The sequence below is a fragment of the Nonomuraea sp. NPDC049709 genome (assembly GCF_040674815.1).
Taxonomy (GTDB): Bacteria; Actinomycetota; Actinomycetes; order Streptosporangiales; family Streptosporangiaceae; genus Nonomuraea.
This window is the reverse complement of the sequence record NZ_JBFANM010000028.1, coordinates 15,296-40,187: the sequence shown is the minus strand read 5'-3', so window position 1 is coordinate 40,187 and position 24,892 is coordinate 15,296. Positions and strand designations below refer to the sequence as shown.

Sequence of the window (24,892 nt, the reverse complement as noted above, 5' to 3'; positions counted from 1 at the left end):
CGACGGCCGACAGGCATTTCAACGGTGAAAAGCCCGTCGAAGCTGCGATGAAGCCCTCGTGAAGCCGCGAGGAAACAGCCGCGTGGCACCGTGGTCGAGTGGCCTGAGCAGGCTGAAAAGAAGTCGACTACGTCATCGGTGGCAAGTGTGGAGCCGGGCGCGTACCGGCGGACTATTCTCGACTGGAGAACAGGAAAAACGATGGAATTCCTGGTCGGAGCGCTCATCCTGTTGGTGCTCGTCGATCTGCTGCTGACCTTCGGAGTTATTCGCAGATTGCGTGAGCACACCACCAAATTGGCCACGCTCAGAGACGGCCTCGAGGGCCCGAGACCTGGATTGCGGCCGGGAGCCCCGGTCGGTGCGTTTCCCGCCACGGCGACGACCCGGGGCGCCACCTTCTCGCCCGCCGCGTTGCGGAACGGGACCGGCATCGTCGCGTTCCACTCGCTCGGTTGCCATTCCTGCGAGGAAGACGTTTCCTCGCTGGCCGAGCGCATGGCCGAGGCGGCCGGGCGCGGCTGGTCGGGTCACGCCGTGCTGGCCGGCTCCGCCGAGGAGGTGGCGGCCCATCCGCACGTGGCCGAGTTGGCCGACCGGATCGGAGAGGCCGGCGAGGTGATCGTCGAGGCTTTCCAGGGGCCGCTCCAGACGGCCTTCGACGTCAGCGTCTACCCGGCGTACTTCGTCGTGGAGGGCGGGCGGGTGACGGCGGTGTCCCACCGGGCCGCCGACCTGCCGACGACGGCCGAGACGGTGTCCGGCTGGTCCTCCGCTGGGGCGCCAGGTGCTCGGGAACCGGCCCGAAGCCGCCCGGCGCGGTGATCGTGCCACCACGATGGAGCTCGCCGGGGCGGGCCGCCAGATCGCGTGGGCGTACCCGTGGCCGATGACTGTGATCGGTGGTTGACGCTTCCTTGCTCGTGCTCCACTATGAACACATGTTCATGAACGTACGTTCACAGACTGGAGCGCGATGCGATCAATCGTCAACACCGCACAGGCGGAGGCGTGGAACGGGTACGAGGGCGAGCACTGGGCGGCGCATCACGACCGGTACGACGCGGTGAACAGCGGGTTCAACGGGGTTCTGCTGGACGCGGCGGAGATCGGCGATGGCGATCGGGTGCTCGATATCGGCTGCGGAAACGGGCAGATCGCCAGGCTCGCCGCCCGCAGGGCCCGGCATGCCGTGGGAGTGGACCTGTCAGAGCCGATGCTGGCACGGGCTCGATCGACGGCCGCCGCCGAGGGCATCCGGAATGTCACGTTCGAGTCCGGTGATGTCGAGGTTTATCCGTTCTCGGCGGGTTCGTTCGATGTGGCGGTCAGCAGGTTCGCCGTGATGTTCTTCGGCGAGCCGGTCGCCGCCTTCGGCAACGTCGCAAGGGCGCTTCGGCCCGGAGGCCGCCTCGCCTTCGTGACGATGAAGGAGCTGGACGGCACGGAGCTGGGCACGATCATGGCGGCGCTCGCCGGGCACCTGCCCGGCCGGCAGCCGGCGTCCGCACCGGATCGGCCGGGCCCGCTCTCCCTCGCCGACCCTGACCGGATCCGTGAGGTGCTCGCGCGGGCGGGCTTCCGGAACATCACGGTGACGCACGTGGAGGGAGTCGGGGACTGGGGGCCGAGCGCCGCGGCCGCGGCCGAGTTCTTCAGCGGTTGGGGCCCGGTCCGGCACCACCTCGGCGGTGGCGATCCGGCGCCGGTCCGTACGGTCCTGGAGGCGGCGTTCCGGGACTTCGAAAGCGACGGCGCCGTCCGTCTCCGGAGCACCGCCTGGCTGGTGCGCGCCGACCGGTGAAGTGGATCGTGACGCGACGATGACGTTGCTGACCTGGACGCACGCCGGCGGTGATGGGTTGGTGACGATCCCCTCCGGGGCGGCGTCGGCCTCGTCCATCGGGCCGGCGGCCTACGGCTTCGGGCTCGGCCTCGGTACGGTGCCCTAGTGTCACCGAGAAAAGCACCGGTACTCCGTGGGACCGACCTCAGCATGCGGGAGCATCTGATCACGACGGCCGAACGCCTGATCGCCGAACGTGGAACCGCCGACCTGGCCGTCCGGGTCATAGCCCGGGAGGCGGGCGTCGCCGACGGGGTGCTCTACAACCATTTCGCCGACAAGGAGGAACTGCTGGCGCTCGCCCTGCGCGCACATGTCGGTGCGGTGGAGCGGGATCTGGGCGAGTTGCCCAGCCCGGGCCACGGTGGCGTCCGGGAGAACCTGCGAGCCTACATCGCGTACGGAATCGCGTTCCACAAGGCGGTGCTGCCGGCGTCCGCCGGTCTGATCTCTCAGCCGAAGGTGCTCGCCGCGTTCGCCGGGCTCGGTGTGCCCGGTGAGGATTGGCGCGATCGGCTTCGCGGATACCTGCATGCCGAGGTCGACCTGGGGCGACTTGCCCCGGGTGCCAAGGTGGACGCGGCCGCGGCGATGATCGTCGGAATCTGTCACGAGATGGTCCTCGCCGGGCTCCTCCCCAACGGCTCCGCCCCCCAGGAAGCGACCGGCGAGTTCGTCGATGATCTGGCCGGTGCCGTACTGGACGGCATCGGCCCGCGGACGTGACGGTCACCGAGGATCGCCGCATCAAGGTCGAGCTCGCGCGTCACGCGGGCCGGATGCACTGGCTCGGCTTCGACACGCGACGCACCACCTCCGTCCGCGAACAGGCTCCGGCAGCCGACGATCACGCTGCGCCGTCGTAGCGCCCCCGGAGCCGGTTCGGGCCACGACGTGCCCTAACATGCGGGCATGCAGACTGCTGCGGGCGTGGTGCTTGCGGGTGGGCGATCCTCGCGGATGGGGCAGCCGAAGGCCTGGCTGGAATGGCATGGTTCGACGTTGCTGTACCGGGCCGCCGCCGTGCTCGCCAGGGCCGTCGACGGTCCGGTCGTCGTGGTGGCCGCGCCTGGGCAGGAGCTCCCGCAGCTGCCCTCGGGGGTCGCGGTGGTCGAGGATCCCGTGGAGGGGCTGGGGCCCATGCAGGGGCTGGCCGTGGGGCTGGACGCGGTGGCCGATCGGGCTGAGACGGCGTTCGTGTGCTCCACCGACCTGCCGTTCCTCCACCCTGCCTTCGTCCGCCGCGTCCTGCGCGCCATGGTCCCGGGAACGGACGTCGCGTTGCCGGTCGCCCGCGGGTTCCGGCAGCCGCTGGCCGCGGGATACCGGACCGCCCTGGCCGGGCTGGTCACCGACCTCCTGGCGGCGGGTGACCTGCGGCCGGGCATGCTCTTCAAGCACTGCGAGGCGGTCCAGCTGAGCGACGCGGAATTGCTGGCCGACGCCGCGCTCGCGCGGCACGACCCGACGCTGGAGTCCGTGGTGAACGTCAACTCTCCGGAGGACTACGCCGCGGCTCGGGACCGGCAGCCGCCGGAGGTCGTGGTGGAGAGCTTCGGCGCGCTCGCGAGGAACGGCGGCCACCGGCCGCGCGCCGTCCGGGCCGCCACGCTCGGGGCCGCGGCCACCGCGGCCGGGCTGGTCCTGGACCGTCACGTGGTGGCCGCGCTCAACGGCGATCAGGTCACCCGGGACGGGTCGCTGCCCCTCGTGGCCGGGGACACCGTCACCTTTCTGTCCGCGGACGCCGGCGGTTGAGGAGCGCGGCGTCCGCCGGTCGCCCGTCCGGGGCTCGGCCTGTCCCGTCGTAGAGTCGGGACATGGTGACTGGCGGTTTCTTCGGACGAGCGTTGCTGATCGACGTCGCCGCCGGGGAGGCGAGCGGCACCCCCTACGAGCTGAACGAGCGGGTGCTGCGTGCCTACCTGGGCGGGGTGGGCCTCGGCACGTGGCTGCTGCATCGGCTGGCGCCCGCCGGGGTCGATCCGCTGGCTCCGGAGGCGCCGCTGGCCTTCGTCTTCTCCTCGCTGGTCGGCACCCCGCTGACGACCAGCGCGAAGTTCGCGGTGGTGGCCAAGTCGCCGTTGACCGGGCTGCTGACCGATGCCCTCGCCTCCAGCCGGTTCGCCATCGCGGGCAAGCTGACCGGGCATGACGCGATCGTGATCCGCGGCCGGGCCGAGGAGCTGTCGGTGCTGCTGATCGAGGGCGACGGCGTGCGGCTCGTGCCTGCTCCCGAACTCGCCGGGTTGACCGCGGCGCAGGCGGAGACGGAGGCCCGGGCGCGCTTCGGCCGCAATTGGCAGACCGCGGCCATCGGCCCGGCGGGGGAGCGGCAGGTGAGGTACGCGACCATCAGCCACGACGGCCGCCACGCCGGCCGGGGTGGCCTGGGCGCGGTGATGGGCGCGAAGAACATCAAGGCGGTGCTGGTCAGAGCGGCGGCCAAGGTGCCGGTGGCGGATCCGGCAGGAGTCCTCGCCGCCGCCCGCGACCTGCGCCGGCGCAGTTTCGGCCCGGCCACCGCGAAATACCGCGAGCTGGGCACGCTGGCCAATCTCCTGGCCTTCAACGCCGTCAGCACCCTGCCCACGCGCAACTTCACCGCGGCGACCTTCGAGGGCGCGCCCCGGCTGGCCGCCGAGGAGTTGCACGAGCTGCGCGGGGTGGCGCGCAACAGCTGCGCGTCGTGCTCCATCGGCTGCGAGCACATCTACTCGCGCAAGGGCGGCGGCAGCCAGCGGATGGAGTACGAGAACGTCTTCGCGCTCGGCCCGCTGTGCGGCGTGTCCGACCCCGATGAGGTGTTCGCCGCCAGCGCGCGCTGTGACGAGCTGGGCATCGACACGATCTCGGCGGGTGGCACGATCGCGTGGGCCATGGAGTGTGTCGAGCGTGGCCTGCTCGACGAGCCGTGGCTGCGGTTCGGCGACGGCGCGGCGCTGCTGCGCGCGCTGGACGCGATCGGGGAGCGGTCGCCGGGCCTGGGGGAGCTGCTCGCGCAGGGCTCACGCCGGGCCGCCGGTGTGGTCGGGCAGTCCTCGATCGACTTCGCGCCGCAGGTCAAGGGGCTGGAGCTGCCCGGTTACGAGCCTCGCAGCCTGCAGGCGATGGCGCTCGGGCTCGCGGTGAACTCCAGGGGAGCCGATCACAACCGGTCCGGTGCCTACGAGGCCGACCTGTCGGGTGAGCTCGACCGGCTGGCCGGCGGCGCGGCCCATGTCGCCGCCGCGGTCGACACCGAGGACCGCGCCGCGGTCATGGACTCGATGATCCTGTGCAAGTTCCTGCGCGGCGTCTTCGACGACCCCTTCACGGAGTGGGCGAAACTGCTCGCGCTGGTCACCGGATGGCGGCTGGACGCCGCCGAGCTGCGGGAGACCGCCCGGCGGATCGTCCGGGCCAAGCGCGCCTTCAACGTGCGCGAGGGGGCCACCGCGGCCGACGACACGCTGCCGGCGCGGATGCTGGAAACGCCGCTGGAGCTCCCGTCCGGCCGTCGGGCGGCACTGGACGCGGGCCGCCTGCAGTCGATGGTGGCCGGATACTACGCCGCGCGTGGTCTGGACGAGGAGGGGCGCGTCATGGCGGCCGACCTCGCAGATCTCCTGCTGGACGAGTAGAAGATCGTGTGTCACGGAACGGGCGAGGGGGGTAGAAGATCGGGTGCCCGCAGGGGTAAATTACCGGCATAGCGTATGCCGTATTCCGTATACCAGCTTGAGGTAGACATGACGACGCTCGAGGAACCGGCGACCGCCGTACGGACCGTGACAGTCGAGATCGATGGCCGTGTTGTGACCGTGCCGGAGGGCGCGAGTATTTACGATGCCGCGAAGCTGCTGGACATCGACATCCCGGTGTTGTGCCACAACGAGCGTTATGACCCCGTCGGGGTGTGCCGCATGTGCGTCGTGGACACGGGCGGGCGGGCCTTCGCCGCCGCGTGCGTACGCCCCTGCGAGGACGGCATGCAGGTCAAGACCAGCACCCCCGAGCTGGAGCGCAACCGCGCCACCCTGACCGAGTTGCTGCTCTCCGACCAGCCGCCGCGCGCGGAGGACCCGAAACAGACGACCACCGGCGACAACCTGCTCCTCGACCTCGCCGACCGGTTCGACGTGGCCAAGGAGACGACCGACCTGCCGTGCGGCTCGGGCCGGGGGCTGGACACCTCCAACCCGGTGATCGCGGTCGACCACGACGCGTGCATCCTGTGCGACCGCTGCGTCCGCGCGTGCGACGACATCCAGGGCAACGACGTCATCGGCCGCTCGGGCAAGGGCTACTCGACCAGGATCGCCTTCGACCTCAACGATCCGATGGGCGCCAGCTCGTGCGTGACCTGCGGCGAGTGCGTGCAGGCCTGCCCCACCGGCGCCCTGACCAACAAGGCGATCAACAACATCCCCATCCGGCCGCGCGAGGAGCTGGACGCGGTCGACACCGTGTGCCCGTACTGCGGCGTCGGCTGTGCCCTCACCTACTACGTCGACCGGTCGCGCGGCGCGATCTCCTTCGCGGAGGGCCGCGACCAGCCGGGCTCGAAGAGCCGGCTGTGCGTCAAGGGCCGGTACGGCTGGGACTACGCGGCGTCGCCGCAGCGCCTGACCATGCCCCTGATCCGGATGGATTCGGCCTATCCCAAGGGCCCGCTGTCGGCGGACGTGCGCGGTGACGCCCACAACGACCGCGGGCGGGCGGGCGGCGGAGGCGACCGCAGCGGCGGGGGACGCGGTGGCCGGCTGAGCAAGAACGGCAAGGACGGCCGGCGCAAGCCCGGCGGCCTGGTCGACTACGACGAGGTGCTGCCGCACTTCCGCGAGGCCACCTGGGAGGAGGCTCTCGACCTCGTCGCCCGGCGGCTGAAGGAGATCCACGCGGAGCTGGGCGCCGGCGCCATCGCGGGGTTCGGCTCGGCAAAGTGCTCCAACGAGGAGGCCTACCTCTTCCAGAAGCTGATCCGGGCCGGGTTCGGCACCAACAACGTCGATCACTGCACCCGGCTGTGCCACGCCTCGTCGGTGGCCGCGCTGTTCGAGGGCGTCGGCTCCGGCGCGGTCTCGACCACGTACGGCGACGTCGCCAACGCTGAGGTCGTCATCATCACCGGATCGAACCCGACGGCGAACCACCCCGTCGCCAGCTCCTTCTTCAAGCAGGCCCGCCGGCGCGGCACGAAGATCATCTATGTCGACCCGCGCGCCAGCACCGTGGCCGAGCACGCCGACTACTACTGCCAGGTCAAGCCCGGCACCGACGTGGCGTTCTACAACGCGGTCATGCACGAGGTGATCCGGCTCGGCCTGATCGACATGGAGTTCGTCAAGGCCCGCGTCTCCGGCTTCGAGGAGCTGGTGCGCACGGTCAACGAATACCCGCCGGAGCGCGCCGCGCAGATCACCGGCGTCGACGCGGACCTCATCCGCACGGTCGCGCGGGTCTGGGGCGAGGCCAAGGCCGGGGTCATCTACTGGGGGATGGGCATCTCCCAGCACACCACCGGCACCGACAACGCCCGCTGCCTGATCGCGCTCTGCTCGATCACCGGCAACGTGGGCAGGCCGGGGACGGGGCTGCACCCCCTGCGCGGGCAGAACAACGTGCAGGGCGCCTCCGACGCGGGGCTGATCCCCATGTTCTTCCCCGACTACCAGGGCGTCGACCTGGACGGCACCCGCCGGCGGTTCGAGGAGGCATGGGGCGTCGATCTCGACCCCAACCGAGGTCTCACCGTCACCGAGATCATCGGATCGGTGTTGAAGCCGGGCGGCGTGCGCGGCATGTACATGCTCGGCGAGAACCCGTTCCTGTCCGACCCCAACATCAACAAGGTGCGCAAGGCGCTGTCCCAGCTCGACTTCCTGGTGGTGCAGGACATCTTCCTGACCGAGACCGCGGAGTTCGCCGACGTGATCCTGCCGGCGTCGTCCTACCTGGAGAAGGACGGCAGCTACACCAACACCGACCGGCGCGTGCAGCTGGGCCGCAAGGTGATGGACCCGCCGGGCCAGGCCCGGGTGGACTGGGAGATCATCCAGGACATCGCCCAGCGGATCGGGCTGGACTGGTCCTACTCCTCGCCCAGCGAGGTGTTCGACGAGATGGTCGCGCTCATGCCGTCGTACGCGAACCTGCGATACGACAACCTGGGGCTGACCGGAAAGCTCTACCCCAACGCCGACCCCGAGCACTCCGACGGGACCGTGGTCCTGTTCGACGAGCGGTTCAACACCGACGACGGCCTCGCCCACCTCGTCCCGGCGCAGTGGCTGCCGGCCAAGGAGTTGCCGGACGCCGAATACCCGCTGGTGCTCAACACCGGCCGGCTGCTCGAACACTGGCACACCGGGTCCATGACGCGGCGCTCGTACGCGCTGGACACGATCTCGCCGATCGCCGAGGTGTACATGCATCCCAAGGACGCCGCCGACCGCGGGCTGACGCACGGCCAGATGGCCCGCGTGCGCTCCCGGCGCGGCTCCATCGAGCTGCAGGTCCGCATCTCCCACCGGGAGCAGCTCGGCAACTGCTTCATCCCGTTCCACTTCCGGGAGGCGGCGGCGAACCTGCTGACGATCGACGAGATCGACCCCTACGGCAAGATCCCCGAGTTCAAGTTCTGCGCGATCCAGATCGAGGCGCTGAGCGTCGATGGCACGGAGGCCCTCGACATGCGCCCCTCAGTAATAGGGGAAGTGTCTGAATGACCCTGAGTTTCGAGTCGGTGCGCGGGCGGCTTCCGGGCGTCGAGGCGCGAGCCGGCAAGTTCCCCGGGCCGTCGCTGATCCCGGCGCTCAACGCCATCCAGGCGCGGCTGGGCTGGCTGCCGCGTGAGGAGCTGGAGGAGCTGGGCCGCACCATGCGGCGGCCGCTGTACGAGATCGAGGGCCTCGTCTCGTTCTACCCGCACTTCCGCACGACCCCGCCCGCCAAGGTGGCCGTCAACGTGTGCCACGACCTGTCGTGCTGGCTGCGCTCGGCCGACGACCGGATCGCCGAGGTGCGCGAGCGTTACGGCGACGAGGCCGAGATCGAGCTCGTCGAGGTGTCCTGCCTGGGCCGGTGCGACAGCGCCCCCGCGCTGGCCGTCAACGAGCACCCGGCCCCGGTCGCCGACGTCGACGCGCTCGTGGCCGCCGCGCGGGAGGAGGAGCTCGCCGAGGCCACCGTGACGGGACGCGCCGATCCTTGGCCGAACGACCCGTACCCGGCCGGCTCGGACGTCTCGACCCGGTACGCGAGCCTGCGCGCGCTGCTGGCCGGCGAGGTGAGCGCCGGGAGCGTGGTGGCCACGCTGGAGGCCTCCGGGCTGCGCGGCATGGGCGGCGCCGGGTTCCCCACGGGCCGCAAGTGGGGCCTGGTCGCCTCCGCGGAGCCGGGCGGCGTCAAATACGTGATCTGCAACGCCGACGAGTCCGAGCCGGGCACGTTCAAGGACCGGCAGATCCTGACCGATCAGCCGCATCTGGTGATCGAGGGGCTCCTGCTCGGCATGGCCGTGGTCGGGGCCGAGCAAGGCTGGATCTTCATCCGGCACGAGTACGGCCCCGAGGAGCGCGTGCTGCACGCGGAGATCGCCGCACTGCGCGAGGCCGGCGTGATCGGCGAGAACGCCTGCGGCAGCGGCCGCCGCCTCGACCTCGACATCTTCGTCTCGCCCGGCGGCTACATCCTCGGCGAGGAGACCGCGCTGCTGGAGTGCATGGAGGGCCACCGCGGCGAGCCGCGCAACAAGCCGCCGTTCCCGGGCAACTACGGCCTGCACGGCCGCCCCACCCTGATCAACTCGGTGGAGACCTTCGCCGACGTGCCGGTGATCCTGCAACGCGGCGCCGCATGGTGGGCCGAGCAGGGCGAGGGCGACAGCGTCGGCTGGAAGTTCTTCGCCGTGTCCGGGCACGTCGAGAACCCCGGCGTGTACTGCGTGCCAATGGGCACCACGGTGCGCCGGCTGATCGACCTGGCCGGCGGCGTGCTCGGCGGCGCCCGGGTCGCAGCCGTCCAGCCGGGCGGCGCGTCCTCGAACTTCATCGGCCCCGACCAGCTGGACCTGGCGCTGGACTTCGGAACGCTCGCCGAGGCCGGGACCATGCTCGGCTCCGGCGCCCTGGTGGTGCTCGCCGAGGGCACCGATCTGCTGGCCGCCTCCACCAACGTGCTGCGCTTCTTCCGTAACGAGTCGTGCGGCAAGTGCGTGCCCTGCCGGGTCGGCTCCACCAAGGCCCACGAGCTGCTGCGCGAAGTGCTGGACTCCGGATCCGCCACCCTCGACGACGCGCGGAAGGGCCGGATCCTGCAATTGGAGGAGACCATGCGCAAGACGTCGATCTGCGGGCTCGGGCAGGTGGCGCTGGGCCCGGTGGTGTCCGTGCTCGGGCTGGACAAGGGCGGGGCGGCGGCGCGCCCGCAGCCCCGGCCGGAAGGATCGAGGGAGCAGCCGGACCGGTGAGCGGCAGAGAGTTCTTCACCGCCCGTACCCTCGCCGAGGTCCGCTCCGGGTTCCGGCCCTCGCATCGCACGCCCGCCGAGCGCGTCCCGCTGTCCGAGGCGCTGCGCCGGGTGCCCGCCGCGGACGTCACGGCCCCCGCCGCGCTGCCCGGCTTCGCCCGGTCCACCGTGGACGGCTTCGCGGTGCGGGCGATGGACACCTACGGCGCCTCCGACGGGCTCCCGTCCTACCTCGACCTGCTGGGCGCGGTGCGGATGGGCGCCGAGCCGACCGTGGCGGTCCGGGCCGGCGGATGCGTCGCGATGCCGACCGGGGGAGTGCTTCCGGCCGGCGCCGACGCGGTGGTCATGGTGGAGTACACCGCGGAGACCATGCCGGGCACGATCGAGGTGACCCGGCCCGTCGCACCGGGCGGCGGCGTCGTGCGCGCCGACGAGGACGTCGCGGCGGGTGGCGTCCTGGCGCCCGGGGGCCGGCCGTTGCGCGCCCCGGATCTCGGCTTCCTCGCCGCGGCGGGGGTGACCACGGTCACCGTGCACCGCCGCCCGCGCGTGGCGATCATCTCCACCGGCGACGAGGTGGTGCCGCCCGCCACCGCGCGGCTCACATCCGGGCAGGTACGCGACGCCACCGCCTCCGCGCTGGCGGGGCTGGTCGCCGACGCGGGCGGCGAGCCGGTGATCGCCGGCATCGTCCCGGACGAGCCCGGCGCGCTCAAGGAGCGGCTGACCGCGGTCCTGGCCGATTCCGACCTGGTGGTCGTGTCGGCGGGTTCGTCGGTCGGCGCGAGGGACGAGACGGCGGGCGCCGTGGCCGCCATCGGCGAGGTCTGGTGTCACGGGATCGCCATCAAGCCGGGCAAGCCCACGCTGCTGGCCGAGTGCTCCGGGATCCCGCTCATCGGGCTGCCCGGCAACCCCCTGTCCGCGCTGGTCGTGTTCGGGCAGGTCGGAGTGCCGTTGCTGTGGCGCATCGCCGGCTGCGAGACCCCGCCGCCGCAGCCGAGCACGCGGGCTCGACTGTCGCGCGACCTGGCATCGGCGGCCGGCCGGCTTGACGTGGTCCAGGTCGGGGTACGGAACGGCGTGGCCGAGCCGATCTTCGGTCCGTCGGCGCTGCTGTCGGTGCTCACCCGCGCCGACGGCTATGTGATCGTGCCCGAACCAGCCACCGGGCTGGACGCGGGCACCGAGGTAGAGGTCATCCTGTATCGATGAACGCGGAAAGTCCCTTCGTCTCCGACGTCCCCGCGGCGCAGGCCCGGTCCGTCTGGCGCGAGGCGCGCGCCGCGGCCGGCTGTCCCGCCCGGGTCGACCTGGTCCGGACGCCGGTCGGCGCCGCCGTCGGGCGGGTGACGGCCGAACCGGTGTGGGCGCTGCGGTCCTCGCCCGCCTTCGACTCCGCGGCGATGGACGGCATCGCCGTACGCGCCGCCGACACCGTGGGCGCGGCCGAGACCAGCCCGGTGCTCCTCGCTCCAGGCGACTTCGCCGTCGTGGACACCGGCGACCCGCTGCCCGACGGTTACGACGCCGTGGTCATGCGGGAGCACGTGCACCGCACCGCGGAGGGCGAGGCCGAGCTCCAGGCGGCCGTCCCGCCCTACCAGCACGTCCGCTCCATCGGGGAGGACATCAGCGCCGGCGAGCTGCTGCTCCCGGAGGGCCACCGGCTGCGCCCCGTGGACGTCGCGGCCTGCGCCGCGGCGGGAGTCGTCGAGGTCGGCGTCCGCCGCGCACCGCGCGTGGTGATCGTGCCGACCGGCGACGAGATCCGCCCGATCGGCGTCGAGCTGGCCCCCGGTGACATCCTCGACACGAACTCGATGATGCTGGCGGCGCAGGCTCGGGAGGCGGGCTGCGCGGCGCGGGTCACGGAGATCGTCCCCGACGACCCCGAAGCCATCACCGCCGTGCTCCTGGAGGCCACCCGCGACGCCGACCTGGTCCTGCTCATCGCGGGCTCCAGTGCCGGGCGGGACGACTACACCGCGCGCGTGGTCGCCGGGGCCGGCGTCGTCGCGGTCCACGGGGTCGCCGTGCGTCCCGGCCATCCCGTCGTCCTCGGCGCGGTCGCGGAGACGCCGGTGATCGGCGTTCCCGGCTATCCGGTGTCGGCGGCGCTGACCTTCGAGATCTTCGCGGCTCCGCTGCTCGCCGAGCTGGAGGGCGCGGCCCCGCGGGAACGCCCGTCGGCCACGGCGCAGCTGGCCAGGAAGCTGCCGTCCGCCATCGGCATGGACGACTGGGTACGGGTGCGGCTTGGGCGGGTGCAGGACCGGCTCGTGGCCACCCCGCTGCCCCGGGGAGCCGGGGTGCTCACCTCGCTCGTACGCGCCGACGGCCTGCTCGTCGTGCCCTCCGGCGTGGAGGGTCACCACGCCGGGGAACGGGTCCGGGTCGAACTGCTGCGCGGGCTGTCCGAGATCGGCCGGACCATCGTCGCGATCGGCTCGCACGACATGGTGCTCGACCTCGCGGCCTCCGCCCTGCGCGCCGCCGACCCGCTGATCACCCTGGCGTCGTCGAACGTCGGGTCGCTGGGCGGCCTCGTGGCGCTGCGCGACGGCCTGTGCCATCTGGCCGGGTCACATCTGCTGGACCCGGCCACCGGCGAGTACACGCTGCCCTACGTGGACCGGCTGCTCGGAGCGGACGCCGACATCGCCGTGGTCCGGCTGGTCCACCGCGAGCAAGGGCTGATCGTCGCCCCCGGCAACCCGCTCGGCCTGACCGGGCTCAAGGACCTGACCAGGCCCGACCTGCGCTACGTGAACCGGCAGCGCGGCGCCGGCACCCGGGCGCTGCTGGACCACGAGCTGGCGGGCCTCGGCATCGACGCGAGCGAGGTTTCCGGCTACTCCCGCGAGGAGCACACGCACCTGGCGGTGGCCGCGGCGGTGGCCGCGGGGCGCGCGGACGCCGGCCTGGGGATCCTCGCCGCCGCCCGTGCCTTCGGGCTCGACTTCGTCCCGGTGGCCGAGGAGCCCTACGACCTGGTGCTGCGGACAAGCACGCTGTCGGAGGAGCTGCTGGCTCCGCTGTGGGCGCTGCTGGAGCTGCCGGACTTCCGCGCCGAGGTGGAGGCGCTGGGCGGGTACTCCTGCGCCGAGACGGGACGTCGCATCCGCTGACGCGCGCTCGGCGGCGGAGGCCCCCGCCGTACCGGTTCAGGCCGCGCTCGTGGTCAAGGTCCTTGTCTCGAAGCCTCGTGCGATCAGCCATCAGGGCGACATGGTTGACCAGGTCGCGTCCCGTCCGCAGCATCTCACCCAGGACCCCGAGGTGAGCCGCGCCCGAAGCACCGGCCTCAGCCTGCTCAGCGCACCGGCGATCATGCCCACGATGACCAGTGCGCCGGCAATGGCGGTCGCTCGCCTGCTGGTATTCATGACACTTCCCCGTATGTGACGGCGCGGGACGGCCGCAGCTCTCCTTACACCTGTAAGGACGTCGCCGACATTACCCTTACATCTGTAAGTCTGCAAGGGTTCTGCCGTCCTGGCCGCCGCCGCGCGGGCGCGCTACTCGCGCAGCTCGCGTTTGAGGATCTTGCCGGTCGCCGTCATCGGCAGGCGCTCGCGGAACTCGATGATCCGCGGGTACTTGTAGGCCGCCATGTTCTCCTTGGACCAGGCGACGAGCTCGTCCTCGCTCGCCGTCGCGCCGGGCGCCGGGATGACGTAGGCCTTGACCTCCTCGCCGTACGAGTCGTGGGGCACACCGACCACCGCCGCCAGCGAGACCGCCGGGTGCGTCATCAGCACCTCCTCCAGCTCGCGCGGATAGACGTTGAAGCCGCCCCGGATGATCATGTCCTTCGTGCGTTCGATGACGGCGTAGTAGCCGTCCTCGTCACGCGTGGCGATGTCGCCGGTGCGGAACCAGCCGTCCCGCATGACCTCCTCGGTGGCCTCGGGCCGCCCGTAGTAGCCCTTCATGACGTTGTGCCCGCGAATGGCGATCTCGCCGGGGCCCCCGCCCTCGACGGTGTTCCAGTCGTCGTCCACCAGCCTCATCTGCACGCCCCAGATGGGGAAGCCGATGGTGCCGGGCTTGATGGGCCGTCCGGGCTGGTTGAAGCTGGCCACCGGGGAGGTCTCCGACAGGCCGTACCCTTCCAGGATCGGGATGCCGAAGGTGCCCTCGAAGTCCTTGAGCACCTCGACCGGGCAGGAGGCCCCGCCCGCCACCGCCAGCCGCAGCGTCGAGGGCACCTCGGCGCCGTCGGCGTGGATCTTCGACAGCAGCGCCCAGAACATCGTCGGCACCCCGGCGAACATGGTCACCTTCTCCCTGCGCATGAGCTCCAGCGCCTCGCCGGGCTCGAACCGCGGCTGGAGCACGAGGGTGGCGCGACGGCGCACGCTCACGTTCATGCCCGCGATCTGGCCGAAGGAGTGGAAGAGCGGCAGCACGGTGAGTGAGACGTCGCCGTCGGGGTCGGCGGGGAACATCTCGTCGCTGACGATGGTGTTGGTCAGGATGTTCATGTGGGTCAGCTCGGCGCCCTTGGGCTGCCCGGTGGTGCCGGAGGTGTAGAGGATGGCCGCGGTGTCGTCCGGCTCCGTCTGCACCGTCTCGAACTCCCCGGACATGCCGCCCAGCGCCGCCCAGAACGATTCGCCGTGCTCCGACTCGGTGGCCAGCGGCGTGGCGGGCAGGACGAAGAAGTGCTCGCAGCCCTCGACGCCGTCGAACGCCTGCCGCCCGCGCGCGCCCATGGGCAGCTCGGGAGAGCCCTCGAAGCAGAAGAGCGCCTTGGCGTCGCTGTCGGTCAGGTGGTAGGCGATCTCGCGCGGCTGCAGCAGCACGTTGAGCGGGACCACGGTCGCCCCGGCCTTGAGGATGCCGAAGTAGACGAAGGGGAAGTAGGGCAGGTTCGGGCAGAGCAGCGCGACCTTGTCGCCCCTGCCGATCCCCCTGGCCACCAGGAGGTTGGCCACCTGGTTCGCGACGGAATCCACCATGGAGTACGGCAGGCGCAGGTCGCCGAAGACCAGGGCGGTGCGGTCCGGGACATTGCGGGCGCTGTCTTCCAGAATGATCGACAGATTGAGCATCGCGGGCCTTCCCTCGGGCTTCGAATACCTGCGTCCGTGGCAAGGATGCGGCGTCGATGCGGTCAGCGCTTGTACGAACGTGTCGAATCAGGGCAGCCAGTCGATGGCGGCGGCCAGCGTGGAGGGCGCGGTGCCGAAGTTGTGCCGGAAGACCCGGGTGAAGTGTGACCCGTCGGTGAATCCGGCACCGTGGGCGGCCACCGTCAACGACTCTCCCGCGGCCACCAGCCTGATCGCATGCTGAAGGCGCTGCCAGCGCACATAGGGCCGCAGCGGGATCCCCACGTGTGCGCTGAACAGATGCGCCAACCGGCTGGGAGACAGGTACACCGCGGCCGCGAGCACGCCCAGACGCACCGGCCCCCCGGCCAGGAGAGCGGGGATCACGGCTATCGCCATCTCCACCGCCGGGTGAATCGGGATCTCCGCGGCACGACGCTGACCCGTCCAGTCCTCGACGATCTTCAGTGCCGCCGCGGCCTCGGCAGAGTGTTCGTGGCCGTCCGAGGGTCTCGCGAACGTGAGCGGTGCCGCCACCTGGTGGGGTCCCGGGCCCGTGCCGGCGTGCGTCAGACGGGGGAGGGGCGGGCTCCAGGTCGAGGCGCCGGCTCCCGCCCCCGAAGCGGCGAGCAGGGAACGGCCTGGCGAGCTGCCGGGTTCGAGTTGGGCCAGCAGCGCCCCGCGAGCTCCCGTGAGGATGGCGTGGCCGGTGTCGGGCGGGATGACCGCGGTCCGGGTGGTCAGCCGCCGGCCCTGGGCGTCGGCCACGGTGAAGGGCTCCGCGGAGACGATCAGGTGGACCGCATGGTGTGCGTGCAGCTGGTTCGTGCCGATGGTTCCGCCGTACAGCAGGACGCCGGGGCGGAGCAGACACCAGCCGCGCCAGTGATGCGACATCACGCCTCCTTCTCCGGATGAGGTTGCCTCCACCTCTGATCGTCGTGGCGGAAACCCTTTCCGGGAAGGTGCGGCCCCCAAGCGTTCCGCCGGCGGCCCTACAGGACGAAGCAGGCGGTGAAGCCCAGCAGCCCGGCCGACCGGCTGAGGTCGATCGGCACCGTGCGGTCGGGCAGCGGGGCGCGCAGCTCGGTCGTCGGATGGTAGCGGCGCATCAGGTCCTCGGTCGGATGGGGGACGAGCGTCGTAGGGGCGGCGACCAGCACCGTCCGCGCGCCGGGCCCCGGCACGCCGAGCGCCAGCAGGCACGCGCGGGCCGCGTCGCGCACCTCCAGGTACGCCCACAGCCCGCGCGCGTGCAGGCCGGGGTCGGCCGCGCACGCGGCGGCGAAGTCGCGCAGCCGCTCGTCCACGCCCCCGACGTACGGCAGGCGCAGCGCGACCACGCTCATCCCGTGCCTGCGCGCCATCGTCTCCGCCGTGAGCTCGTCGACCAGCTTCGACAGCGCGTACGGGTCCTCGGCCTGCGACGGCAGGGCGTGGTCGACCGGCGCGTAGGCGGGGTGCAGCTCCTTCGAGGCGAACGCCAGACCGCCGGCCGCCTGCGAGCTCGCCACGCACACCTGCCGGACCCCCGCCAGCCCCGCCTGTTCGAGCACGGTGAAGGTGGACTGGGTGTTGACCGCGAACACCTTCTCGGCCGGCTCCCGCTCCGGGGTCGGGATGGCGGCGAGGTGGATGACGGCGTCGGCTCCCTTCAGCGCGGCGCGTACGGCGGCGGGGTCGGTCGCGTCTCCCACGACCACCAGGTCGGCGGGCAGGTCGCCGGGGTCGTCCAGGACGAGCGCACCGGCCGCGACCCCCCGGTCGGCCAGCAGGTCGAGGACGGCCCGCCCGATGCGGCCCGCCGCGCCCGTCACCAGCACCCGCCGCACGCCGCCGCTCACCGCTCGCCTACCGTCCGTCCGCCGCGCGGACCGTCCGCAGGAGGGTACGCGCGGACCGCGACCACGTGCGCCGACGGCGCGCCGTTCGTGGCCTCGACCACGATCCGCAGCGCGTCGGTCGGCACCGGCTCGTCGAGGACGTGCACGTTGCGCCGCCGGCGGTTCTCGCGGGTCTCGGCGACCACGTGCCAGGCGCCGCCCCGCCGCACCTCGACCCGGTAGTCGCGGACGAGCGTGGGCAGCACCTCGAACGGGGTGCGGTGGTGGTGCAGGTTGATCAGATCCTCGTTCACGTCGTCGTCGGCGATCACCTCGACGCGCGCGATCGTCACGGGCCCCGCCCACTCCAGGTCCAGGGTGGCGGGCAGCGTGCCGGAGACCCACATGTGCGGCCCGGCGTAGGGGCGCTGATAGCCGTCCAGAGCCCTGCCCGGCGCGAACGCCTCTGTGCCGCCCGTCTCCAGGCAGAACGTCCGGCGCAGCAGACCCGTGTCCACCCACTCGCGGAGCGGCTGGGGGCTCTCGTCCTGGGGGCGCAGCGGCACCTTGGTGAAGCAGAGCACGCCGGGCGTCGGCTGGTCGGCGACGTGCAGGCGGACCAGCGGGTTGGCCCTGACGACGAGAAAGGCGTTGCGCGGCGTGCCGGGCCGCCAGTCCAGGCCCAGGTCGACCCACTGCTTCTCGCCCGCGGACAGGGGGATCGCGCGGGTCGTGACGAGCTCGCGCGGCACGTAGTTCTGCCCGAGCACAGGGTCGTGCAGCTCGACGGTCAGCGTGGTGTCACCGGCCGCGTCGACCAGCAGCCGCACGCCGCCGAGGACGGGGTCGGCGGGCAGCACCAGCCCCGCGTCCGCGTCGAGCGGCCACACGCCCGCCGGGGCGTCCACCACCAGGCGGGACAGCGTGCTCGACGCCGACGCGGTGGCGGCGCCCGCCAGGTCGGCCGGGTCGTCGAGCGGCAGCCCGACGACGGAGGCGTCCTCACGCAGCAGGGTTCGCTGCAGGTCGGCGGCCGGCAGGTCGCGCGGGCGCGTGCCGCGCTCGGCGCAGAGCGCCGCGGCCGTGCCCGCGGCCTGGCCGATCGTGGCGCAGGTGGCCATCACCCTGGTCGAGCCGAACGCCACGTGAGAGGCGGAGATGTTGCGCCCGGCCATGAGCAGGTTGGGCACGTTGACCGAGTAGAGCGAGCGGTAGGGGATGTGGTAGACGCCGTCGGCGTAGCGCTGCTTGGCCCCGGCCTCGGTGGCGTACATGCCCTGCGGCGGGTGCAGGTCGATCGACCAGCCGCCGAACGCCACCCGATCGTCGAACGGCGTCTGGCCGAGGACGTCGTGCTGGGTGAGCACGTAGTCGCCGAGCAGGCGGCGGTACTCCCGCTTGCCCGGCAGCGCGCCCACCCATTCGAGCGTCATCGTGTCGGCGTCGAACTTGCCGGAGTTCTTGATGTAGTCCCAGATGCCGTAGACGACCGACCACAGCTCGTCCCTGATGCGGTCGTTGTCGTGCACGGTGTCCAGCTCGCCGCCGAACTCGATCCACCAGTACGCGCAGCCGTTGTCACCGGCCTTGATGATGCGCCGCTCGGGGATCGAGGTGGTGGTGATGTCCTTGGCGAAGCTCGGCGGGACGTAGCGGACCGGCTCTCCCGCGTCCTTCGTGTAGAACAGCAGCGTGCTGCCCAGCGTGATGTCGTCGGGCTCGTCCGGCGCCCACGGCTCGCCGTACTCCGCCCGGCCCTCGCGGCCGATGCGGTGGCGGGCGCCCGCCAGGTGGCCCACCAGGCCGTCGCCGGTGCAGTCGAGGAAGAGCGCCGACTCGAACGTGATGAGCCGCTCAGAGCCCATCATCCAGCCCGTGACCGAGGAGATCCCGCTCTCGTCGGCGTCCACGAGGCGGACGTCGGTGTTGAGGTAGAGCGAGACGTTCGGCTCGGCGCGGACCGCGTCCAGCACCGTGGTGTCCCAGAGGTAGGGGTTGCCGAGCGGGTTGCGATACTGGTTCTCGACCAGCAGCTCGCCCATGATGCCGCCCTCGCGGGCGTGGTGGTTCTTGCCGTGGCCGGTCGCGCCGCACACCCAGACGCGCACCTCGCTGCTGGAGTTGCCGCCCAGCACCGGCCGGTTGCCGACCAGCGCCACCGTACGCCCGAGCCGGGCGGCGGCGACGGCCGCGCACACTCCGGCCAGGCCGCCACCCACGACGGTGATGTCATGACTTACGGTTTCTTGTCTCATTCGCTCAATCCGTAGTAGACGCGGGGCGCGCCGTCCAGGACCACCCGCACCTTGCCGTTGTGCACAGGCAGGGTGCGCTCGCGGCCGATGCAGTCCACCTCGCGGACCGTGGCGCCCGTGGCGGGCAGGAGCAGGGGGGTCTTGGTGGGCCAGTGGTCGGCCCAGGCCTCCTTGTGCGGATACCACTGGTCGGTGCCGTGGTCCGCGTGTTGGAGATAGCCGTCCTTGCGGCTCCACAGGATCGAGAACCCGTCGAACAGCAGGCCCTTGAGCTCCGGGTCGGCGAACGTCAGCCAGCGGACGAACCTCGCTCCCTCCAGGGTCCGCGTGGCCGTGGCGTAGGCCAGCAGCGCGGCCTTGACGCTGGTGTCGCGGTTCATCAGCCCGAAATGGTATTCGGGGTTGGCGGGGTCGGCCTCCTGCGGATGGTGGATCGTGCTGTCGTGGGGCTGGTACCAGTTCACCCCGTCCACGCCCTCCGAGACCGCCAGCGCCAGGGTGAGCAGCACGTTCTCCGCCGCCTGCCGGTGGTTGTCGTTCCACCACCGGTTCGGCCTGGTGCAGGCGTACGCCTCGGTGAGCCACAGCTCCTTGCCGCCGCCCTGCTCGTCGATGGTCCTGCGGGCCTCCCGCAGCGCGCCGAGGAAGTTCCAGTACGTGCCGTTCTCGCCCTGCTCCCACTCTTCGGGCGGTGGCGCGTAGTCGGGGGTGAAGTTGCCGCGCCCCGGATGGATGGCGAACCCGTCGATCAGGTCCCAGCCGCCCGCCTCGATGAACTTCGCCGTCCACACCGTGTCCATGCCGCCGAGGCCGCAGTTCATCAGCTTGATGCCGGAGCCCTTGAGCCGGTCGTGGATCGGCTTGAGCCCGTCGCGGACGTACTCGGGCACCCGCTTGCCCTGCATCCACGGGTTGTTCAGCTCGTTGGCCACCTCGAAGTAGCGGGCGCCCGACGCCCTGGCGATCGCCGCCCGGTCGTCGGCCCAGGCGGCGATCTGCTCGGGCGTGCCGTTGAAGATGACGCCGCCGAGCTGCACGTTGTGCGGGACACCGAGCGCGTCCAGCTCGGCGGGTGAGTGGCCGGGCGCGCCGTCGTAGGCGATGCGGACCGACTTCACGCCGATCCTGCGCATCAGGGCGCCGACCGACTCCTTGTCCGGCACCAGCATCCAGAAGTAGTTGGCGACGCCGAACCTCCCCTCGGCCTGGTAGCCGTACGGCTTGAGCGTGGCCAGGTTCGTCCGGGCGAACGCCTCGTCGGTGTCGCCGGCGACGGCCTTGACCTCGGCGAACAGAATGCCCTGCGCGGAGCCCCCGACCGTGAACGTCTCGTCCCAGACCGCGCCGGGCGCGAGCGTCCTGGTCAGCGCGCCGTGCGCGGCCTTCCTGCCGTCGAAGTCGCGGGCGCACCAGGTCAGCCGCACGCTGCGCTCGGTGGCCGAGCCGTTGACGACCTGGGCCCTGAGCCGCATGCTCGCGTTCGGCTCGTACAGGCCGAACGGCTGGTCGCACCAGGCGTCCACGCTCAGCGGGAGCCCGGTGGCGATCCCGTTGGCGGCCGACGGGCGCATCGCCCCGAGCACCAGTTCGGCCTCGGTCACGGTCCCGGTGGTGGCGGGGGCGTGGATCCAGGTGGCGTTGGTGAAGCCGGGCGTGGTCTTGTCCAGGCGGAAGAACGCGGCGGTGTCCGTCCAGGTCTCCTGGTAGAGGGCCCCGGCGTTGACCTCGTACGGGACGCCGCCGCGCGGGTCGCGGGTCCACCTGGTGACGGGCACGTACCGCTCGGGCGCCGACGGGCCGAGCACGGTCCTGGCGAACATGAAGCCGGACGGCGTCAGGGTGGCGCTGCCGCTCACCTCCCAGCGCAGGTGCGCCCTGCGGGCGGAGACGGTGAACAGGCCACGCACCTTGACCTGCTGGGCCGACGCCGACATCACGTAGTCGACCTGGATGGCGGGCTTGCCGTCCACCGTCACCAGCGAGGGCGTGCCGCCGAACGTGCGCTGCTGTCCGAGCACGCTGTCCTTGATCATGAAGTGGCTCAGCCGGAGGCGGTCGGCGTCGTCGCGCACCAGGATCGAGCCGCCCTCCTCGGCGATCAGCGTGATGCCGTCGGCCTGGATGGAGATCGGCTCGGCGACGGCGGCGCCGCCGGTCCCGGTGCCGGCCGACGCGGCGGGTGTGGCGACGAAGGTGGCGCCGGCCGCGGCCGGAAGGGCCTGGAAGAGGATACGACGGGAAATTTCGGCCATGGGGGGTGCCTTTCGTTAAATGTCAGCCCTTGATGCCGGTGAAGCCGAGCCCGGCCACGATGTGCTTCTGGAAGACCAGGAACACCAGCACCGGAGGCGCCAGTGCCATCGCCATGGCGGCGATCAGCTCGTCCTGCGGCGCCTGCTCCGCCAGGTTGGCCAGGGCCACGCTGATCGGTTGCTTCTCGGGATCGGTGATGGCCACGAGCGGCCAGATGAAGTCCTTCCAGCTGTGCATGACGGCCAGCAGGCTGATCACGGCCAGGATCGGCCGGCTCATCGGCAGCACGATCCTGGTCAGCAACTGCCACGTGTTCGCCCCGTCCACCCGCGCCGCCGCGAACAGCTCGGGCGGCAGCGCGTCGAAGAACCGCTTGGCCAGCAGCACGTTGAACGCATAGGCCCCGGAGGGCAGCCAGATCGACCAGTACGAGTCCACCAGCCCCAGATCGATGACCGTCAGGAACAGGCTGGTCATCGAGACCGTGTAGGGCACGAACATCGTGGCCAGGATCGCGCCGTAGACGTATTTGCCGAACCAGGGCCGCAGCACCGAGAGAGCGAAGCCCGCGGTGATCGCCACGACGAGTTGCACCGCCCACGAACCGCCCACCACCTGCACGGTGTTGAGGAGGTAGTGGCCGATGCCGAGGTCGTCCCAGGCGGTGGCGAAGTTCTCCGGGCGCGGGTCGGCGGGCCACAGGTCGAGTGGCCTGGAGATCAGGTCGGCGCTCGGCGACACGGCGCCCTTGACCGTCATGTAGAGCGGGCCGAGGCCGATCAGGACCAGGAAGGCCAGCGTGAGCGCCTGGATCGTGCGCAGTCCCGCCCTGATCGCCGGGCGGCGCTCCTCGACAGGTGAGATCAGGCTCATGACGCGCTCCAGTTCCTGGTGGCCCGCAGGTAGACGGCCGACAGCAGGCCGAGGACGATCGCCAGCAGGAACGACAGCGCCGCCGCCTGACCGTAGGCGCCGTCCTGGAAGGCGTACCTGAAGATCAGCAACAGGACGGTGAGCGTGGCGTTCTCCGGGCCGCCGCCGGTGAAGACGTACGGTTCGGTGAAGACCTGCATGGTGTTGATGAGCTGCATGAGCAGCAGCAGGCCGATCACCGGGCGGAGCTGGGGCAGCGTGATGTGCCACACGCGCGTCCAGATGGAGGCCCCGTCCATCTGGGCGGCCTCGTACAGCTCGGACGGGACGCCGACGATCGCGGCCAGGTAGATCAGCACGGCGCCGCCCATGCCCGCCCAGGTGGACTGCAGGACCAGGCTGACCATCGCCGTGTCCGGCGAGTCCAGCCACGGGTAGGGCCCCAGCCCCACGAGGCCGAGCAGCCCGTTGAACAGGCCGTGCCCCGGGTCGTAGAACCACTTCCAGAGCAGGATCGCCACCACGGGCGGCACCACCACGGGCAGGTAGACGAGGAAGCGGTAGACGCCCGCGCTCCTGCGCACGGTGGACAGCACCACGGCCAGCACCAGCGGCGCGGGGAAGCCGATGAGCAGTGCCAGCCCGACGAACACCAGCGTGTTGCCGACGGCCGTGCCCAGCAGCGGGTCGGCGAACAGGGCGCGGAAGTTGTCCAGGCCCACCCAGGCGGCGGGGTCGACCAGGTTCGTCTCCTGGAAGCTGATGAGCAGGCCTCTGACGATCGGCCACCAGGAGAACACCCCGAACACCACCAGCGCCGGGACGAGGAACACCAGCGCGGTCAGCGTGTGACGGCCCTTCCTGACCGCCGGTCTCGTGGGCTCCGCCCGGACGGCGGACGCGGCGGGCAGGGACACGGTGGGCGTCCCGGTGCGGCCGGCACTCACTGCCTGGCCGCCGCGAGCTTGGCGTTGACGTCCGTCTCCGCCTTGGCCAGCAGGTCGTCCACGGACGCGTTCTTGTCGGTGAGCACCGCCTGGACCACCGTGTCGAGCACCGCGTACACCTGCTGGGCCTGGACGGCGGGCTCGGGGCGCAGGGTGAGCGACGGGGTGCCCTCCAGCCACGGGCGGAAGTGCTCGAGCTTGACGTTCACGTACGGCTTGACGGCCTCGTCGATCCTGGCCTGCTGCGCGGCGTCGAACATCGGCAGCGTGGGCACCCCGACCGCGGACTCGGGGTCGGCGGCCAGCTGCTTGGCCCTGGAGGCGGCCACGGCCGGGTCGTACTGCGGCTCGGCGTAGGCGAACAGCAGCCACTTCACCGCCGCGGCGGCCTTCTCCGCCGTCACGGACTTGGGCACCAGGTAGACGTCGCCGCCGGTCAGCGTGGCGTTCCCGCCGGCCTGGGGGAGCGGGCCGACGCCGAACGCGTCGGTGTTCTCCATCCCGTACGTCATCTTGGCCAGCCGGTAGGTGCCCGGCGTGCCCATGTACATGCCGATCTCACCCGCGGCGAACCGCTTGATCACATCGTTCTGGTCGTTGAGCTGCGAGTCGCCCATGGAGTCGTCCGTCCAGCGCATCTCCTTGAGCAGGCCCAGCGCCTTCTTCACCGGGTCGGCGTTGAAGGCGGCCACGTGCTTGCCGCCCTCTTCCCGCTCGATCTCGCCGCCGTGCGTGTAGGCGAGCATGGTGAGCTGCCAGCCGCCCTGGTTGCTCTTCGACTCGTGGACGAAGCCCGCCTTGCCGGTCTTGTCGGCGATGGCCTTGGCCGCGGTCCGGACCTCGTCCCACGTCTTCGGCGGCTTGTCGGGGTCGAGCCCGGCCTTGCTGAACAGGTCGCGGTTGTAGACCAGGCCCTGGGCGAAGGGCGCCTGCGGGACGCCGTACACCTCGCCGGCCGCGTCGCTGAGCGGGCGCAGGACCTGGGGGTTGAACTCCTTGTAGTGGGCCCACCCCGACAGCTCCTTGGTGAGCGGCCTGACCTGCTTGCGGGCGATGAGGCCCTGCGGCTCGGTCAGCGGAACCTTGATCACCTCTTCGACCTTGCCGCCCGCCAGCTTGGCGGAGAACGTGAGCGGGTCGAACGCCGTGGTCGAGCCCTGCACCTTGATCCCGGGATTCTGCCTCTCGAACTCCGCCACCATCTTCTTGAACTGCTCCAGACCCGGTTTGTCCGTGGCGGGAGGCATGCCCTGGACCCGGATCACGACGGTTCCGGGCTCGCCGGAGGAGGGGGACCCGCATCCGGCCAGCGCCGTGGTGAGTACGGCGCAGCCGAGGAGGCCGGCGGTCAGCTTCATGATGACTCCTGTGGTGGAGGTGG

General features: G+C 71.5%; 20 protein-coding genes. 12 read left to right on the top strand and 8 right to left on the bottom strand.

The genetic code is table 11. The annotated features are described in order from the left end of the window. The first annotated feature begins 201 nt into the window (after positions 1 to 201). The 12 genes from AB0J69_RS27330 to AB0J69_RS27275 all read left to right on the top strand — a co-directional run bounded on the left by AB0J69_RS27330 (position 202) and on the right by AB0J69_RS27275 (position 13,708). On the top strand, positions 202 to 825 hold the full coding sequence (locus AB0J69_RS27330; RefSeq protein WP_364122707.1) for a hypothetical protein: 624 nt from the start codon (positions 202 to 204) through the stop codon (positions 823 to 825). Positions 826 to 976: 151 nt separating this feature from the next. Then, complete coding sequence (locus AB0J69_RS27325) at positions 977 to 1,804, top strand: class I SAM-dependent methyltransferase (protein ID WP_364122705.1); 828 nt, start codon at positions 977 to 979, stop codon at positions 1,802 to 1,804. A 19-nt stretch (positions 1,805 to 1,823) separates the two neighbouring features. Further along, the gene (locus AB0J69_RS27320; protein ID WP_364122703.1) at positions 1,824 to 1,952 is read left to right on the top strand and encodes a hypothetical protein; all 129 of its coding nucleotides are present in this window, start codon (positions 1,824 to 1,826) and stop codon (positions 1,950 to 1,952) included. A 44-nt stretch (positions 1,953 to 1,996) separates the two neighbouring features. Then, positions 1,997 to 2,572, top strand: coding sequence for a TetR/AcrR family transcriptional regulator (locus AB0J69_RS27315; protein ID WP_364122701.1), 576 nt, complete (start codon positions 1,997 to 1,999; stop codon positions 2,570 to 2,572). Further along, the gene (locus tag AB0J69_RS27310; protein ID WP_364122699.1) at positions 2,569 to 2,712 is read left to right on the top strand and encodes a hypothetical protein; all 144 of its coding nucleotides are present in this window, start codon (positions 2,569 to 2,571) and stop codon (positions 2,710 to 2,712) included. The genes AB0J69_RS27315 and AB0J69_RS27310 overlap by 4 nt, the downstream gene beginning before the upstream one ends. Before the next feature lie 46 nt (positions 2,713 to 2,758). Next, positions 2,759 to 3,604: an NTP transferase domain-containing protein gene (locus tag AB0J69_RS27305; RefSeq protein ID WP_364122697.1), complete on the top strand. Its 846-nt coding sequence runs from the start codon at positions 2,759 to 2,761 to the stop codon at positions 3,602 to 3,604. A 62-nt stretch (positions 3,605 to 3,666) separates the two neighbouring features. Further along, positions 3,667 to 5,469, top strand: a complete 1,803-nt coding sequence (locus AB0J69_RS27300) for an aldehyde ferredoxin oxidoreductase C-terminal domain-containing protein (RefSeq protein ID WP_364122695.1) — start codon at positions 3,667 to 3,669, stop codon at positions 5,467 to 5,469. Positions 5,470 to 5,577: 108 nt separating this feature from the next. Beyond that, complete coding sequence (gene fdhF / locus AB0J69_RS27295) at positions 5,578 to 8,556, top strand: formate dehydrogenase subunit alpha (protein WP_364122693.1); 2,979 nt, start codon at positions 5,578 to 5,580, stop codon at positions 8,554 to 8,556. After that, positions 8,553 to 10,298, top strand: coding sequence for an NAD(P)H-dependent oxidoreductase subunit E (locus AB0J69_RS27290; RefSeq protein ID WP_364122691.1), 1,746 nt, complete (start codon positions 8,553 to 8,555; stop codon positions 10,296 to 10,298). Before fdhF ends, AB0J69_RS27290 begins: the two co-directional genes overlap by 4 nt. Beyond that, positions 10,295 to 11,515, top strand: coding sequence for a gephyrin-like molybdotransferase Glp (gene glp / locus AB0J69_RS27285; protein WP_364122689.1), 1,221 nt, complete (start codon positions 10,295 to 10,297; stop codon positions 11,513 to 11,515). Before AB0J69_RS27290 ends, glp begins: the two co-directional genes overlap by 4 nt. Then, entirely contained in the window at positions 11,512 to 13,431 is a 1,920-nt protein-coding gene (locus AB0J69_RS27280) for a molybdopterin biosynthesis protein (RefSeq protein ID WP_364122687.1), read from the top strand. The genes glp and AB0J69_RS27280 overlap by 4 nt, the downstream gene beginning before the upstream one ends. 49 nt (positions 13,432 to 13,480) lie before the next feature. Beyond that, positions 13,481 to 13,708, top strand: coding sequence for a hypothetical protein (locus AB0J69_RS27275; protein ID WP_364122685.1), 228 nt, complete (start codon positions 13,481 to 13,483; stop codon positions 13,706 to 13,708). Positions 13,709 to 13,821: 113 nt separating this feature from the next. Here AB0J69_RS27275 and AB0J69_RS27270 read toward each other — a convergent pair whose 3' ends face one another. The 8 genes from AB0J69_RS27270 to AB0J69_RS27235 form a co-directional block, all read right to left on the bottom strand. Beyond that, positions 13,822 to 15,360 carry a long-chain fatty acid--CoA ligase gene (locus AB0J69_RS27270; RefSeq protein WP_364122683.1) on the bottom strand — a complete coding sequence of 513 codons (1,539 nt, stop codon included), beginning with the start codon at positions 15,358 to 15,360 and terminating at the stop codon, positions 13,822 to 13,824. A gap of 87 nt (positions 15,361 to 15,447) precedes the next feature. After that, positions 15,448 to 16,257: a helix-turn-helix transcriptional regulator gene (locus tag AB0J69_RS27265; protein WP_364122681.1), complete on the bottom strand. Its 810-nt coding sequence runs from the start codon at positions 16,255 to 16,257 to the stop codon at positions 15,448 to 15,450. Between the two features lie 98 nt (positions 16,258 to 16,355). After that, positions 16,356 to 17,204: an NAD(P)-dependent oxidoreductase gene (locus AB0J69_RS27260; protein WP_364122679.1), complete on the bottom strand. Its 849-nt coding sequence runs from the start codon at positions 17,202 to 17,204 to the stop codon at positions 16,356 to 16,358. Next, positions 17,201 to 19,438: an FAD-dependent oxidoreductase gene (locus tag AB0J69_RS27255; RefSeq protein WP_364122677.1), complete on the bottom strand. Its 2,238-nt coding sequence runs from the start codon at positions 19,436 to 19,438 to the stop codon at positions 17,201 to 17,203. The genes AB0J69_RS27260 and AB0J69_RS27255 overlap by 4 nt, the downstream gene beginning before the upstream one ends. Continuing rightward, the gene (locus AB0J69_RS27250) at positions 19,435 to 21,690 is read right to left on the bottom strand and encodes a hypothetical protein (RefSeq protein WP_364122675.1); all 2,256 of its coding nucleotides are present in this window, start codon (positions 21,688 to 21,690) and stop codon (positions 19,435 to 19,437) included. The genes AB0J69_RS27255 and AB0J69_RS27250 overlap by 4 nt, the downstream gene beginning before the upstream one ends. Positions 21,691 to 21,712: 22 nt before the next feature. After that, positions 21,713 to 22,564, bottom strand: coding sequence for a carbohydrate ABC transporter permease (locus tag AB0J69_RS27245; RefSeq protein WP_364122673.1), 852 nt, complete (start codon positions 22,562 to 22,564; stop codon positions 21,713 to 21,715). Beyond that, positions 22,561 to 23,481, bottom strand: a complete 921-nt coding sequence (locus tag AB0J69_RS27240) for a sugar ABC transporter permease (RefSeq protein ID WP_364122671.1) — start codon at positions 23,479 to 23,481, stop codon at positions 22,561 to 22,563. Before AB0J69_RS27240 ends, AB0J69_RS27245 begins: the two co-directional genes overlap by 4 nt. Before the next feature lie 26 nt (positions 23,482 to 23,507). Further along, positions 23,508 to 24,869 carry an extracellular solute-binding protein gene (locus AB0J69_RS27235; RefSeq protein ID WP_364122669.1) on the bottom strand — a complete coding sequence of 454 codons (1,362 nt, stop codon included), beginning with the start codon at positions 24,867 to 24,869 and terminating at the stop codon, positions 23,508 to 23,510. Positions 24,870 to 24,892 lie beyond the last annotated feature (23 nt).

Coding starts and splice junctions, on each gene's coding strand:
- AB0J69_RS27250 (WP_364122675.1), bottom strand. CDS start 21,690: ATGGCCGAAATTTCCCGTCGTATCCTCTTCCAGGCCCTTCCGGCCGCG.
- AB0J69_RS27245 (WP_364122673.1), bottom strand. CDS start 22,564: ATGAGCCTGATCTCACCTGTCGAGGAGCGCCGCCCGGCGATCAGGGCG.
- AB0J69_RS27315 (WP_364122701.1), top strand. CDS start 1,997: ATGCGGGAGCATCTGATCACGACGGCCGAACGCCTGATCGCCGAACGT.
- fdhF (WP_364122693.1), top strand. CDS start 5,578: ATGACGACGCTCGAGGAACCGGCGACCGCCGTACGGACCGTGACAGTC.
- AB0J69_RS27320 (WP_364122703.1), top strand. CDS start 1,824: ATGACGTTGCTGACCTGGACGCACGCCGGCGGTGATGGGTTGGTGACG.
- AB0J69_RS27325 (WP_364122705.1), top strand. CDS start 977: ATGCGATCAATCGTCAACACCGCACAGGCGGAGGCGTGGAACGGGTAC.
- AB0J69_RS27235 (WP_364122669.1), bottom strand. CDS start 24,869: ATGAAGCTGACCGCCGGCCTCCTCGGCTGCGCCGTACTCACCACGGCG.
- AB0J69_RS27305 (WP_364122697.1), top strand. CDS start 2,759: ATGCAGACTGCTGCGGGCGTGGTGCTTGCGGGTGGGCGATCCTCGCGG.
- AB0J69_RS27280 (WP_364122687.1), top strand. CDS start 11,512: ATGAACGCGGAAAGTCCCTTCGTCTCCGACGTCCCCGCGGCGCAGGCC.
- AB0J69_RS27270 (WP_364122683.1), bottom strand. CDS start 15,360: ATGCTCAATCTGTCGATCATTCTGGAAGACAGCGCCCGCAATGTCCCG.
- AB0J69_RS27300 (WP_364122695.1), top strand. CDS start 3,667: ATGGTGACTGGCGGTTTCTTCGGACGAGCGTTGCTGATCGACGTCGCC.
- AB0J69_RS27265 (WP_364122681.1), bottom strand. CDS start 16,257: ATGTCGCATCACTGGCGCGGCTGGTGTCTGCTCCGCCCCGGCGTCCTG.
- AB0J69_RS27255 (WP_364122677.1), bottom strand. CDS start 19,438: ATGAGACAAGAAACCGTAAGTCATGACATCACCGTCGTGGGTGGCGGC.
- AB0J69_RS27330 (WP_364122707.1), top strand. CDS start 202: ATGGAATTCCTGGTCGGAGCGCTCATCCTGTTGGTGCTCGTCGATCTG.
- AB0J69_RS27290 (WP_364122691.1), top strand. CDS start 8,553: ATGACCCTGAGTTTCGAGTCGGTGCGCGGGCGGCTTCCGGGCGTCGAG.